The following is a 13,707-nucleotide window of genomic DNA, read 5'->3' on the forward strand; positions in this document are numbered from 1 at the left end:
TTGTTGGAGTATCATACACATTGTCACAAAGAGCTGGTGATTGAATCTCTTTGTCAACTAAGCAACGTATTTAACTCAGTAAGGAGACATGTAACTATGGCAAGTGTAGTTCTTAAAGATGTAACCAAGAAATACTCAAACGGTTTTGAAGCCGTTAAGAAGTTCAACCTTGATGTAAAGGATCAGGAGTTTATCATTTTCGTAGGTCCTTCAGGATGTGGAAAGTCAACCACACTTCGTATGATCGCAGGTCTTGAGGATATCTCAAGCGGTGACCTTCTCATCGATGGCAAGAGAATGAATGATGTAGAGCCTAAGGACAGAGATATCGCAATGGTATTCCAGAACTACGCTCTGTATCCTCATATGTCAGTATATGATAACATGGCATTTGGTCTTAAGCTTCGTAAGGTTCCTAAGGATGAGATCGATCAGAAGGTACATGAGGCAGCAAGAATCCTTGACCTTGAGCACCTTCTTGACAGAAAGCCAAAGGCTCTTTCAGGTGGACAGAGACAGCGTGTTGCCATGGGACGTGCAATCGTTCGTAGACCTAAGGTATTCCTTATGGACGAGCCTCTTTCAAACCTTGATGCTAAGCTTCGTGCACAGATGCGTGTAGAGATCGCAAAGCTTCACAAGTCTCTTGAGACAACTATCATCTATGTAACACACGATCAGACAGAGGCTATGACTCTCGGAACAAGAATCGTTGTTCTTAAGGATGGTATCATTCAGCAGGTTGATTCTCCTGAGAATCTTTATGACACACCTTGCAACAAGTTCGTTGCCGGATTCATCGGTTCTCCTCAGATGAACATGATCGATGCAGAGTGCGGCGAGTCAAACGGAGAGGTAACTCTTACATTTGCAGGTCACACAATCGCTCTTAGCCCTGCTAAGGCTGCAAAGCTTAAGGAAGGCGGATACATCGGAAAGACTGTTACTCTTGGAATCAGACCTGAGCACATCCATGACGAGGCTGATTTCGTAGCATCCCACCAGAAGCAGACAGTACAGGCCGAGATCAAGGTATACGAGATGCTCGGTGCAGAGACACTCCTTTACTTCGATTTAGGAGACGCTTCATGGGTAGCACGAGTTAACCCTAAGACAGCAGCTCGTACAGGATCTACTGTTACATTCGCTATCGACGAGTCAAAGATCCACGTATTCGACAAGGATACAGAGAAGACCATCACAAACTAATTTGGATCAATCCCTTCATAAAAGATTTCAAACCCCGGAACCTAATCGTTCCGGGGTTATTTAATTCAGCTGGCAACAGTTCAGCCAGGCTCCTCCGCAAAAAAAATAAAATTCCGGGAAATCTTGCACTTGAAAGTTGATTTTAGTAAAATAATTGTAATTATGTGTAGTAGAAGACGATACTACATCTTTCATTCAGATAGGAGTTACTATGATATCAAATCAGGTCTTACAGAGCACGATTGACTCACTTAAAGGCATTACAAGAGTTGATATTGCTATCGCTGATATTGATGGCAAAATTCTTGCTTCAACTTTCTCAGATGATCAGTATACAGAAGCTATGGTTTCTTCCTTTGCAGAGTCTCAGGCAGACAGCCAGGCCGTGGGAGGATACCAGTTCTTCAAGATTTTTGATGAACATCAGCTTGAATATGTTCTTATAGCAAAGGGCGACACCGATGATGTTTATATGGTAGGCAAGCTTGCAGCTTTCCAGATCCAGACACTTCTCGTTGCCTATAAGGAGAAGTTCGATAAGGACAACTTTGTAAAGAACCTTCTTCTCGATAACCTTCTTCTGGTTGACATTTATAACCGTGCAAAGAAACTCCACATCGATATCGGTGTAAAGCGCGTGGTTTACATCATTGAGACAGACAAGGGCACCAACGATTCCGGCGCACTTGATGCATTAAAAACTCTTTTCGCTACAAAGACAAAGGACTTCGTAACTGCTGTAGATGAAAAGAATGTTATCGTCGTTAAGGAAGTCAAGCCCAATGAAACCTCCGAAGAAATCTATCATGTAGGAGAAACCATCCTCGACATGCTTGAGACAGAGGCTATGATCCAGGCCCGTGTAAGCTTCGGTACCGTTGTTAACGAGATCAAGGATGTATCAAAGTCATACAAAGAAGCGAAGATGGCTCTTGAGGTTGGCAAGATTTTCTACGAAGACAGAAACATCATTGCCTATAACCGTCTGGGTATCGGACGTCTGATCTATCAGCTCCCGCTTCCTCTTTGCAAGATGTTCATCAAGGAAATCTTTACAAGCATTTCTCCGGATGAGTTTGACGAGGAAACCCTCACAACCATCAACAAGTTCTTTGAGAACAACCTTAATGTTTCAGAGACTTCAAGACAGCTTTATATCCATAGAAACACTCTTGTTTACAGACTGGACAAGCTTCAGCGCTCCACCGGTCTTGACCTGAGAGTATTTGACGATGCCATAACCTTCAAGATCGCACTTATGGTAGTTAAATACATGAAGTATATGGAGTCCATAAACTACTGATTTTAAAAATAGTAAGAAAATCAAAAGATAAAAAGCCGGTTATTGGTGTTTACACAATAGCCGGCTTTTTCTTATGATATAGGTGCACTTTAAAAATCGAAACAGAAAGAATCCCTTTAAATGATAGAATTCACTAATGTTACAAAAACTTATAAGACCGGCGTCACTGCACTGAACAATATAAACCTCAGGATACAGGATGGTGAATTTTGCTTTATTGTCGGACGAAGCGGTTCCGGCAAATCAACATTGGTCCGCCTCCTCACCAAGGAATTGGATCCCAACGAGGGCTCAATCCTTGTTAATGATATCGACCTCACACATCTTCGCAGACGTCACATACCTAAGTACCGCAGACGTCTCGGAGTGGTTTTTCAGGACTTCAGACTTCTGGAAGACCGGACAGTATATGAAAACATCGCCTTTGCCCAGCTCATCATCGGTAAGTCCAATGCTGAGATAGATGAAAATGTTTCAAAGATCATGAAGCTCACCGGATTAAGCTCCAAGGGCAGTTCGTATCCAAGACAGCTTAGCGGAGGAGAGCAGCAGCGTACAGCCATTGCAAGAGCTCTCGTAAACCGCCCTGAGATTCTCATTGCCGATGAACCAACAGGAAACCTCGACCATGAAAACGCGCAGGAGATCATGAGTCTTCTTGAACGTATAAATGCCCAGGGAACAACCGTAATCGTCATCACCCACGACCGTGAAATGGTGAATCGCATGAAAAAGCGCACCGTCCGTATGTCACTGGGGGAGATAATATCGGATACCATGCCGGAGGAGTTTGAAAATACCGGGAAAAACTTCGAAAAGGATTTCAAAGAAGATACTTTCGAAGAAAATGATGATTCTTCCGAGGATGATTTCGATGAGAGTTATGAAGAAGCTGAAAAAGGAAATTGGGAAGACGATTGGGACGAAGACTGGACGGAACCTGAGCCTCCCGAAACGACTGATGACTCTGTAACCGAATCACACGACGTACCTGATAGCAAGGCCGGGAAGGCTCTTCAGCGCTCTGAAGAACCGAAGCGACACCTGCCTGAAGCCAAACCCGGACCGGCAGAAAAGCCCCGCCGCGGTCTGAAGGGCTCACACCGCCCACATCACAGAATCGGAAAGGAGGATGCATAAATGATGAAACCAAATGCCTGGGGCTATTGCATCCGCTCCGGTTTTAAAAACATGGGTCATAACTTCCTTTTTTCTGCGGCCTCAACGGCAACCATAGCCGCCTGTATTTTTCTTTTCTGCCTTTTCTTTGCCATCGTTTCCAATGTTCAGAACATGGCACAAAATGCGGAAACCACAGTAGGTATCACCGTCTTTTTCAATGATGATGCATCTCCCGAAACTGTACAGTCTGTGGGACAGGCCATCATCGAAAGAGAAGAGGTAAAAAGTGCACATTATACTTCTGCCGAAGATGCATGGGCAGAATTCAAGTCAGATTATTTTGCCAACAACGAACTGCTGGCTCAGGCATTTGCCGAGGATAATCCTCTTGCAGGTTCCCAGAGCTATGAGCTGTTCCTTAATGATATCGAGGATCAAAAGACCATAGTTGACTGGCTATACACTTTTGATTCAGTGAGACAGGTTAACTTCTCCAATGCAGCCGTAAAGGGACTGAGCACCGTAAACAATATCATTTCCTCCCTGAGTATCATCATCATAGGGATACTTTTGGCAGTGTCAGTGTTTCTGATCTCCAATACCATCACAGTTGCGGCCCGGTTCCGCAGAAGAGAAAATGAGATCATGAAAATAATCGGAGCCACCAACTTTATGATCCGTCTGCCTTTCCTTGTGGAAGGTGTGGTGCTTGGATTTGTCGGGTCTGTCATTCCTTTGATAGGAATATACTTTATTTATGAAAAAGCCGTTACTTATGTGAATGCTCACTTCTTAAGCATAAGCACACTTTTTGCCCCCATCCCAATCACAACGATCTTCCCTGTGATGGTAATCGTTGCTCTGGGTCTCGGCGTGGGCGTAGGCTTCATAGTTTCATTTTTCACCATAAGAAAGTCCTTGAGGGTATGAGAAAAAATCACTTTAGAAAAATACAGCTTCTGCCGTTTGTCATGGCACTGTCTCTCTGTTTCACCGCCACACCTAACCTTGCGGCAGAAAAAGAAAAGCAGTCCATAAACAACTCAAAGCAGAAAATCGATGAGAATAAAGCGAAAATAGATACCTTGGAAGCTGAGCAGAAAAAGGTCAATGAAAAGATCAAGGATCTCGAATCCCTGAAGTCCGATACCGTCGCTTATATCAAAGCCCTGGATCAGAACATGACCGAGGTAACCAATGAGCTTGTCACCATCAACAATTACATTACACAAAAGCAGCTGGATATACAGTTCACACAGGATCAGCTTGCAAAGGCAACCCAGACCGAATCAGACCAGTATGCCAGCATGAAGCTCCGCATCAAATTCATGTATGAGAAGGGCGACACCAATTTCATTGACATGATCCTGAACGCAAAGAGCTGGTCAGACCTTCTTAATAAAGCAGAGTACATCAGCAAGATAACAAAGTACGACAGGGATAAACTTGCAGAATATGAATCCACCCGTCAGCTGGTAAACGACACCCAGACTCAGCTTCAGGCAGAAAACGCCCAGCTTCTGGATCTTCAAAATCAGGAGGTTGCAAAGCAGCAGAGTCTCCAGGCACTTCTGGACCAGAAAAATCAGGAACTGGCCGCCTACAAGAAAAAAATCTCAAGTGCTCAAAGCGAGATTGCAAGTCAGCAAAGTAAGATAGATGACCTCTATGAGGATATCAGTGCCCAGGAGGCCAATATCGAGGCCATGGAGCGGGAGATAGAGCGTCAGGAAGAGGAAGCCCGCAAGAAGGCCGAAGAAGAGGCCCGCAGAAAAGCTGAGGCAGAAGGAAAGGATCCGAACAGCGCAAAATCGGATTACAAAGCAAGGACCATGACCGGTGGATTCACCTGGCCCGTTCCAAGCAGCGGCAGGATCTCCAGCGGTTTCGGCGACAGAGAATCCCCCACGGAGGGTGCCAGCTCCAACCATAAAGGCATTGACATCGCAGCACCAACCGGTTCCAATGTCATTGCTTCGGCAGCAGGCACGGTAGTTATCGCAACTTATTCCGCAAGTGCCGGAAATTACGTCATGATAAGTCACGGAAGCGGTTCCTACACTGTTTATATGCACATGTCCCGTCTCAATGTTTCGGAAGGAGATGAAGTGTCCCAGGGCGAGAGCATCGGAGCTGTCGGCTCGACAGGCTACTCAACCGGACCCCATCTGCACTTCGGAATACGTAAAAACGGTTCCTATGTAAATCCGGAGAATTATCTGTGATAAATAAAACTCCCACTTGATACAACACAAGTGGGAGTTTTTGACTCCAAAACATCACCACCAAACAACTTTATAAAATTTTTCTTTGTATAATAAGCCCTGACAACATATAATAACCCTTATGCAAAACGATAATAATAATTTAAATCAAACAGACAATCAAAACGAAACCACACAGAAACCCGAAAAGCCGAAAAATCATTTATTTGGAAATTTCGATTTTGTTTACGGCTTCCTCCTTGGACTTTTTATCATGTTCACCATAGGAGGCAGTACTTTCTATGTGTATTATTTCGGCATCCCGCCTTTTATCAATGATTACATCAATCACAGAGGCTCGGGTAATGCTTACCTTTCTCTGGCGAGCGCTTCAGAACTTCAGGCCGGTGATAAAGGTACGGTTTCAGAGAACCCTTCCACAGGTGAAACAGCCCCTTCCGAAGGCGGCACTTCAACCATTATAGATGGTTCTATCGATATGGCGGCTCTCACCAGAAAGCTTGGCATTCTCCAGACTCTTATCGATCAGAATTATCTTTTCCCTGAGGATCCCGGAAAAGCCGAAACCTACATCTATAAAGGTCTTCTTGCCTCACTTACAGACGAGGATCCTTATGCACACTACTATAGTGTGGAGGAGATGAACGACAGGAAATCCAAGCAGCAGGGAACCTACTACGGAATAGGTGCCATAGTTCATCAGATGGAGGATACCAATGAGTGCATCGTTATAGAAGTATATCCCGGAAGCCCTGCCGAAAATGCAGGAATGCAGATCGGGGATATACTTTACAAGGTTAACGGCATAGACATTTCCGACATGTCCCTTTCCTATGTGGTTCAGAATATGATACAGGGTGATAAAGGCACCTCTCTCGAATGCGTTGTAAAGAGAGGGGATAGGGAAGTCTCCATGCGTATCATAAGAGGCGATGTAGAAGTTCCTAAGGTAACAAGCGGTACTCTGTCACGACTTGGTATAGCTATACCGGATTCTGTTCTTTCAGCTTCCGGAACCACAGGTCTTTCAGGAGACGATATAGGCTATATATCCTTCGGTAATTTCTACGGCACAGAAGGAAAACAGACTAAAGCAGCACTGGACAAGCTTATCAACGAAGATCACATAAAAGCACTTATCATTGACCTGAGAGGCAATACCGGCGGAGACATTGAGATTGCTTCATCGCTCCTTGACTATATACTTCCGGATAACCTGACAACCTTCACAGAAGGAAACAAGGAGTTCCAGCAGGGAAAGACACTTTTTGCCTATACAAGAAACAAAAACGGAAAGGGGCAGGAGTGGTATGCAGGCGACGGTCACGAGATAAATATCCCTATCATAGTTTTACAGAACCAGAATTCAGCTTCTGCTGCAGAGCTTTTCTCAGGATGCCTTCATGACTACGGTTTCGCAAAGGTTGTCGGTACCACCTCTTACGGCAAAGGCATAGTTCAGACAGTGACTACACTTGCCGACGGTTCTGCCGTTGAGTTCACAACCCATTACTACTACATACCATCAGGGCTCAACATTCATAAGGTAGGTATAGTTCCTGACATCGAGATCCAGCTTGGCAGCACATCAGATGAGTATATGGTTTCCCTGGAGGATGACCTTCAGATGCAAAAGGCCATCGAAATACTGGTAACCGGCAATTGATACAAAAACACAAATATAGTTCCTGAATCCGGGATTGCCATCGGATCAGAAACCCATGTGTAGTTTGGGCTGCCGGAAAAGGCGGCGGAAGGGAGATAAAAAATGAGAATAGGTACAGGCTATGATGTTCACAAACTGGTTCCCGGAAGAAAGCTTATCCTCGGCGGAGTAACAGTGCCTTACGAGCTGGGACTTGACGGTCACAGCGATGCAGACGTTATCGTTCACGCCATCATGGACGCACTTTTAGGTGCTGCTGCACTGGGGGATATCGGTCAGCATTTTCCTGACAACGACCCTGAATATAAAGGTGCAGATTCCATTGAGCTTTTGAAGGAAGTGGGAAATATCCTCAGGAAAGAAGGGTATAAGGTAGGAAACATCGACTCCACCATCATTGCCCAAAGACCAAAGCTCATGACCTTCCTTCCTGAAATGAGGAAGAATGTTGCGGCCGCTTTAGGCATCGACGTAAATCAGGTTTCCATAAAAGCCACCACAGAAGAGCATCTCGGCTTCACCGGCAGGGGTGAAGGCATTAGTTCACAGGCAGTGGCGCTGATAGATAATCTGTAAATACAAACTAAGGGGGATGGTTTCCTTCATGAAGGAAACCATCCCCCGGATTTTATTATTCAACAAATTCAAATAGTTTCAGTTTGTCTTCTATTTCCTTAATAAGCTTAAAATGCTTATCTCTTCATCCATGAAAATCTGCTTCATCTTTTCAGACGGTCTTTTCATATAGTCAATCATGACATTAGTATCAACCAGTATTTTCAAATCATGCTCTCCATTCTAAGTGATTCTACTGCCTTTTCATCGAAATCATATTTTCCCGCCATTGCCATGACCTTTTTTTTCTGTCTTCAGCTTTTATAACAGCCGGAGATGGGTTTATCTTATCTATAATACTAATTATAAGTCGTACATCATCATCTGGTAACATATCTATCTTTCTATATGCTTCCATCTGTAAATCTCTTGTAGCTATCATCGTTTCAGTCTCCTTTCACTAAGTCCTATTATAAACCAATAAGAGACGATTATCTAACAAATTCATATCCTCAATTTCAGCTTCTGAGGAATACAGTTCAATGTAAAATCCTTCTGCTTCCCGATGGACTCGCCGTCCACGTGGGCGGGGAGTGCCTCTGTCATGTGGATTTCTGCCGACTTGCAGCGGTAGAGATGTACCCCGGTGCGGGTCACATGAAGTCCGAAAATGCTTGAAAACAGAATGATATACCAGCGCCACTTCTGTTTGGTGCTGACTATACACACATCCAGCCAGCCATCATTGCCGCTGGCACCCGGGCACACCATGTATCCGCCGTCATAAGGATGAACGTGACAGGAAATGAACAAAACATTGTTAAACTCATGCTTCTTTCCATCCAGGATAACATAACCTTTTGTAGGCTTTGTTCTGAAAAGCTCCCTTATGACCGTTCTCACATAATTGAATCTCTGTATCCGGTCAAGCTTTTTTTTCTGCTTTTCACACGCACACTTTTCATCATAAAGATCAAGGAAAATGGCCGCATCAAGTCCTATTCCGGAGCTGACGGCAAATCTTCTGTTCATGGTAGAGCAGTTTAACACTCCGTAATCCAGAAGCACTTCATCCGAATCACTAAAAAGTCTCTTAAGCTGTGCCTTCAGGTTGTATTTTCTCCGGAAGGAGCGGGCAATGTCATTGTCCGAATTTGTGGGGATGTAAGCGAGGGAAATATTATCCCCATCCATATTTACCCCGTCCACAACCTCGTTAAAAGTTCCCTCACCGCCTATAACGGTAATGGTTTTTGTTTCTTGAACATCTTCTGATAATTTATGTGCATAATCCCGGGCGTCACCGGATTTTTCTGTTATATAAGCCTCATATTTTTCGGCATTGTCAGTCTTATTAAGATATCTGAGAACCTTATCCCAGATAATACGTCCACGACCATTGGTGGCCGCAGGATTTACAATAAAATAATACATTTGTCCTCCAAGCTGTAACTAACAGTGAGTATAGCATCGAAAAAACTGTTCATGTATAAAAAGACTATTAAATAAGTCGAAATTCAAACTTCAGCCGGACATCATAAAAAATCCTCCGATTAGACACAAATTGAACACAGAAAGTAAGTATGATACACATTATCAAATGAAAATTAATCAAACTGTTCTCCCGGGTTTCACGAAATCCGGGAGGGGCAGTAAGATCCACATACAGTAACATTCATATAACCAGGAGGGAAAAATGAAACGAGTAGCGGGAATCATTGCAGGAGCTCTTTTATTCGGCGCTGTGGCCGGCGCTTCTATGGTAGGAGTAAATATTGCCGCGCAGCAGGCAGGAATTGCCTATCATAAATCTGCCAATGTTGTCACCGAAACGGCTCCGGCTGCAGAGGAGAAAACAGAAAAAATCGAAAAACCGGCAGAAACCGAAGCCGCACCGGTGACCGAAAACACACCGTCCACTGTTCAGCAGGCACCTGTCAGTTCGTCAGTTACCAGCGTAACCGAGGTGGCAAAGAATGCCATGCCTTCAGTTGTTGCCATCACAAATATGGTCAAGTATCGCCAGAATGGGTACTCTATATTCGGAAACTATCAGGATTTTGAAACCGAAGTACCCGCCAGCGGTTCAGGCGTGATCGTGCAGAAAACAGACACTGAGCTTCTCATTCTTACAAATAATCACGTAATTGAGTCCTCAGAGTCGCTTTCTGTAACCTTTATAGATGACGAATCGGTTGATGCTGTTGTCAAAGGATCAGATGCTGCTGCAGACCTGGCCCTTATCGCCATAAAGCTTGAGAACATCCCTACGAAGACCATGGAAGCCATTTCCATCGCAACTCTCGGAGACAGTGATGCTCTGGAAGTAGGAGATCAGGTAGTGGCTATCGGTAATGCTCTCGGCTATGGTCAGTCGGTTACCACAGGTATCATCTCAGCAAAGAACAGAGACGTTGCCACAAGCAAGGGAACTTCCTCAGGTCTTCTCCAGACAGATGCTGCCATTAACCCGGGTAATTCCGGCGGAGCTCTTCTCAACATGAAGGGTGAGGTTATAGGCATTAACGTTGCAAAGTACACCTCCACCTCTATAGAAGGTATGGGTTACTCCATTCCATCCTCAAAGGCAAAGAAGATCGTTGAATCACTGTCTACCCTTGAAACACGTGAGGAGATTCCCGAATCCGAAAGAGGCTACCTCGGCGTTATGGTAAAGAACATTGACGCTCAGACAGCCGAAAGCTTCGGAATGCCTCAGGGTGTATTTATCTACAAGTTCATCGAGGGCTCAACAGCCAAAAACGAGGGGCTTCACGAGAAAGACATTATCACCGCAATGAACGGACAGGGTGTGACAAACTTCACGGATCTTTCTTCAATACTTTCAAAGTACCGCGTAGGCGAAACCGTAACTCTCACAGTTCAGAGACCTAACGGCGATAAGTATGACGAGATCAATGTTGACGTTGTGCTGGGACAGTCACCATCCTCAAATAATACTTCCTCCGACGACCAGAAGGGTGGTATCGATCCTTTCTCAAGAAACAACGGTGAGTCAGGAAATGATGGCAGCAACAGCGGAAACAACAACGACAATCAGAATTCCAGGGAATTCTCCATCGATACCGATGAGCTTTGGAAAACCTTCCAGGAGTTCTTCAACCAGTATCAGAGATAATTAATACGCCAAAACCGGTGGCATCCATTGAAAAACGAGTCACTGTGGCGGAAGAATCTAAAGCAAGCCTCAGAGTCTCATCTATGCGCAGAAACATAGGTGAGGCTCTATTTATTTGAATGAATGATCCGGGCGGTTTGCACTCGATGTGACAGTTCAGCCGGGTCACAAGCAGTATCGGGCTGAACTGCTGCCACTCGATTGGCATAAAGGTTTCATAACACGCATATCATATTGACGCAAAACCGGTTAAAGACTACAATAAACTTCATGTAGTCTGCGGGCAGCTTCGCTTTTAAGGCGTAAAACCGGACCCTCAGACAAAGGAGATATTATGAAGATTTTTAATTCCATGTCACGCATGAAGGAAGAGTTTAAACCCATAGAGCCCGGCAAGATCCGTATGTATGTCTGCGGTCCTACGGTTTACAATTTCATTCATATCGGCAATGCCCGTCCCATGATCGTCTTTGATACCTTCAGAAGGTATATGGAATATCAGGGTTATAAGGTGACCTACGTTTCCAACTACACCGATGTAGATGACAAGATTATAAAAGAGGCTAATGAAGAGGGCGTTGAGTGCTCCGACATTACCAAGAGATATATAGCAGAAGTTGAGAAGGATATGGCTGACTTAAATATCGAGGAAGCTATCCATCCCCGTGCCACAGAAGAGATTCAGGGCATGATCGACCTTATCGATACCCTTGTTAAAAAGGACAGTGCTTATGTTGCAAAGGACGGAACCGTTTACTTCGATACAACATCATTTAAGGATTACGGCAAACTCAGCCACAAAAACATTGACGAGCTTCAGTCAGGTTTCCGTGATCTGAAGGTTTCCGGCGAGGACGGCAAGAGAACTTCAACAGACTTCGTTCTCTGGAAGCCAAAGAAGATGGGAGAGCCTTACTGGGAGTCACCATGGTGCGAAGGCCGTCCGGGCTGGCACACAGAATGCTGCGTTATGGCTCCCAAGTACTGTGGTGGACGTCTTGACATCCATGCCGGCGGTGAGGACCTTATTTTCCCTCATCATGAGAATGAAATCGCCCAGTATGAGGTGGCTCACGGCGAAAAATTCGCAAATTACTGGATGCACAACGCATTTATAAACATTAACAACCAGAAGATGTCCAAGTCCCTGGGCAACTTCTTCACGGTCAGAGACATTACTTCACAGTATGATCCACGTGTTCTCAGATTCTACATGCTGAGCGCACACTATCGTAATCCGCTTAACTTCTCAAGGGATCTTATGGACAGCGCCAAGACTTCTCTCGAACGTATACAGACTGCCATCGAGCGTCTCCGCGAGCTTAGCGCAAAGTTAACCGGCAGCGACATGTCAGCAGCCGAGCTTGAGACAGTAAAGAGCGTGGATGCACAGCAGGATATGTTCAACCAGAAGATGGATGATGATCTCAATACTGCCGATGCCATCACAGCCATCTTCGAGCTTGTGAAGATTGCCAATGTTTCTGTCACAGAAGAAAGCACCAAGGCATTTGCAGACTACGTACTTGAAAAGATCGAACTTCTTATGAGCGTTCTCGGAATCAAGACAGTGGTTGCAAAGGACGATCTCGATTCAGAGGTTGAGAAGCTCATTGAAGAGCGTCAGGCAGCACGTAAGGCAAAGGATTTTGCAAAGGCAGACGAAATAAGAGACAAGCTTCTCGAAATGGGCATCGTTCTCAAGGATACCCGTGAAGGCGTGAAGTGGAGCAGAGCATGATGCCCATGACAGAATCCTTTATCAAACTTTACAAAGAAAAACTTGATCTTAAGGCGGTGGATGTCCAGACAACATCCCCGCTTATTCTTGCGTATATCGGGGACTGCATCTATGATTTTGCAGTCAGGGAGTATGTGGTCACCCATTTCCCCGGTTCCATCAATGCCATTAACCGGAAGAAAACCGAATTTGTATGTGCCCATGCCCAGTCGGAGATCATGGGGTATATGATCGCACAGGAAATGCTGACACCTGAAGAAATGTCTGTCTACAGACGGGGCCGTAACCAGAAGTCCGTGACCCACAGCAAAAACAGCTCCATACAGGAGTACCGCCGTGCCACAGGCTTTGAGGCCCTTATAGGATATCTGTACCTGACAGAGCAGTATGAGCGCCTTCTGGAGATAGAAGCCCTGGGAATACATCATCTCAGGGAATTGCATGACAAATACGGAAAGATAATACATTCTGAGAAGCCGGAGCTTCCTGATTCCGATTATGCTTCTGTCACTGAAAGTCCGATTTCCGTTGATGCTTCAGCGTCTGAGAATACGGCTTCCGATATTGTTCCCGCCCCTGAGGATCCTGATTCAGGTGATGTTTCAACACCTGCGGATACGGCTTCAGTTAATGATTCAGCCACCTGATAATATGGCTTCCATTAATGTTTCAGCCCTATGAGGAATAGGTTTCCGTCGAATCTCAGGAAATCTCCTCACAGGATTTTCAATGTCAATATAATCAACT

General features: G+C 44.9%; 11 protein-coding genes and 1 pseudogene. 10 read left to right on the forward strand and 2 right to left on the reverse strand.

Annotated features, from left to right (window positions below):
* The first annotated feature begins 96 nt into the window (after nucleotides 1–96).
* From G625_RS0102350 to ispF, 7 genes and pseudogenes are all read left to right on the forward strand, one after another.
* On the forward strand, nucleotides 97–1,209 hold the full coding sequence (locus tag G625_RS0102350) for an ABC transporter ATP-binding protein (RefSeq protein WP_029199839.1): 1,113 nt from the start codon (nucleotides 97–99) through the stop codon (nucleotides 1,207–1,209).
* 211 nt (nucleotides 1,210–1,420) lie between these two features.
* Entirely contained in the window at nucleotides 1,421–2,512 is a 1,092-nt protein-coding gene (locus G625_RS0102355) for a PucR family transcriptional regulator (protein WP_029199840.1), read from the forward strand.
* Nucleotides 2,513–2,632: 120 nt separating this feature from the next.
* Nucleotides 2,633–3,286 (forward strand): annotated as a pseudogene (ftsE, locus tag G625_RS23405) (cell division ATP-binding protein FtsE); the annotation flags it as partial.
* Nucleotides 3,287–3,655: 369 nt separating this feature from the next.
* Nucleotides 3,656–4,564, forward strand: a complete 909-nt coding sequence (locus tag G625_RS0102365; RefSeq protein ID WP_029199841.1) for a permease-like cell division protein FtsX — start codon at nucleotides 3,656–3,658, stop codon at nucleotides 4,562–4,564.
* Entirely contained in the window at nucleotides 4,561–5,859 is a 1,299-nt protein-coding gene (locus tag G625_RS0102370) for a murein hydrolase activator EnvC family protein (RefSeq protein WP_029199842.1), read from the forward strand. Before G625_RS0102365 ends, G625_RS0102370 begins: the two co-directional genes overlap by 4 nt.
* Before the next feature lie 253 nt (nucleotides 5,860–6,112).
* Nucleotides 6,113–7,525 carry a S41 family peptidase gene (locus G625_RS17980; protein WP_198014824.1) on the forward strand — a complete coding sequence of 471 codons (1,413 nt, stop codon included), beginning with the start codon at nucleotides 6,113–6,115 and terminating at the stop codon, nucleotides 7,523–7,525.
* A 102-nt stretch (nucleotides 7,526–7,627) separates the two neighbouring features.
* Nucleotides 7,628–8,101 (forward strand): 2-C-methyl-D-erythritol 2,4-cyclodiphosphate synthase, encoded by a 474-nt coding sequence (gene ispF, locus G625_RS0102380; RefSeq protein WP_029199843.1) that lies wholly within the window; start codon nucleotides 7,628–7,630, stop codon nucleotides 8,099–8,101.
* A 232-nt stretch (nucleotides 8,102–8,333) separates the two neighbouring features.
* Here ispF and G625_RS0102390 read toward each other — a convergent pair whose 3' ends face one another.
* A complete protein-coding gene (locus tag G625_RS0102390) occupies nucleotides 8,334–8,522 on the reverse strand; it encodes a hypothetical protein (protein ID WP_029199844.1) in 189 nt (62 codons plus the stop codon).
* A gap of 62 nt (nucleotides 8,523–8,584) precedes the next feature.
* Nucleotides 8,585–9,514, reverse strand: coding sequence for a diacylglycerol/lipid kinase family protein (locus tag G625_RS0102395; protein ID WP_029199845.1), 930 nt, complete (start codon nucleotides 9,512–9,514; stop codon nucleotides 8,585–8,587).
* 262 nt (nucleotides 9,515–9,776) lie between these two features.
* Between G625_RS0102395 and G625_RS0102400 the strand changes: the two genes are divergently transcribed.
* The 3 genes from G625_RS0102400 to G625_RS21785 all read left to right on the forward strand — a co-directional run bounded on the left by G625_RS0102400 (nucleotide 9,777) and on the right by G625_RS21785 (nucleotide 13,607).
* Nucleotides 9,777–11,219 (forward strand): S1C family serine protease, encoded by a 1,443-nt coding sequence (locus G625_RS0102400; protein WP_029199846.1) that lies wholly within the window; start codon nucleotides 9,777–9,779, stop codon nucleotides 11,217–11,219.
* Nucleotides 11,220–11,553: 334 nt separating this feature from the next.
* Nucleotides 11,554–12,960, forward strand: a complete 1,407-nt coding sequence (gene cysS, locus G625_RS0102405; RefSeq protein WP_029199847.1) for a cysteine--tRNA ligase — start codon at nucleotides 11,554–11,556, stop codon at nucleotides 12,958–12,960.
* Nucleotides 12,957–13,607, forward strand: coding sequence for a Mini-ribonuclease 3 (locus tag G625_RS21785; protein WP_242826578.1), 651 nt, complete (start codon nucleotides 12,957–12,959; stop codon nucleotides 13,605–13,607). The genes cysS and G625_RS21785 overlap by 4 nt, the downstream gene beginning before the upstream one ends.
* The last annotated feature ends 100 nt before the right edge of the window (nucleotides 13,608–13,707 follow it).

This window comes from Oribacterium sp. NK2B42, assembly GCF_000424445.1.
Classification (GTDB): domain Bacteria; phylum Bacillota; class Clostridia; order Lachnospirales; family Lachnospiraceae; genus Oribacterium.

Coding starts and splice junctions, on each gene's coding strand:
- G625_RS21785 (WP_242826578.1), top strand. CDS start 12,957: ATGATGCCCATGACAGAATCCTTTATCAAACTTTACAAAGAAAAACTT.
- G625_RS0102370 (WP_029199842.1), top strand. CDS start 4,561: ATGAGAAAAAATCACTTTAGAAAAATACAGCTTCTGCCGTTTGTCATG.
- G625_RS17980 (WP_198014824.1), top strand. CDS start 6,113: ATGTTCACCATAGGAGGCAGTACTTTCTATGTGTATTATTTCGGCATC.
- cysS (WP_029199847.1), top strand. CDS start 11,554: ATGAAGATTTTTAATTCCATGTCACGCATGAAGGAAGAGTTTAAACCC.
- G625_RS0102395 (WP_029199845.1), bottom strand. CDS start 9,514: ATGTATTATTTTATTGTAAATCCTGCGGCCACCAATGGTCGTGGACGT.
- ispF (WP_029199843.1), top strand. CDS start 7,628: ATGAGAATAGGTACAGGCTATGATGTTCACAAACTGGTTCCCGGAAGA.
- G625_RS0102355 (WP_029199840.1), top strand. CDS start 1,421: ATGATATCAAATCAGGTCTTACAGAGCACGATTGACTCACTTAAAGGC.
- G625_RS0102365 (WP_029199841.1), top strand. CDS start 3,656: ATGAAACCAAATGCCTGGGGCTATTGCATCCGCTCCGGTTTTAAAAAC.
- G625_RS0102350 (WP_029199839.1), top strand. CDS start 97: ATGGCAAGTGTAGTTCTTAAAGATGTAACCAAGAAATACTCAAACGGT.
- G625_RS0102400 (WP_029199846.1), top strand. CDS start 9,777: ATGAAACGAGTAGCGGGAATCATTGCAGGAGCTCTTTTATTCGGCGCT.
- G625_RS0102390 (WP_029199844.1), bottom strand. CDS start 8,522: ATGATAGCTACAAGAGATTTACAGATGGAAGCATATAGAAAGATAGAT.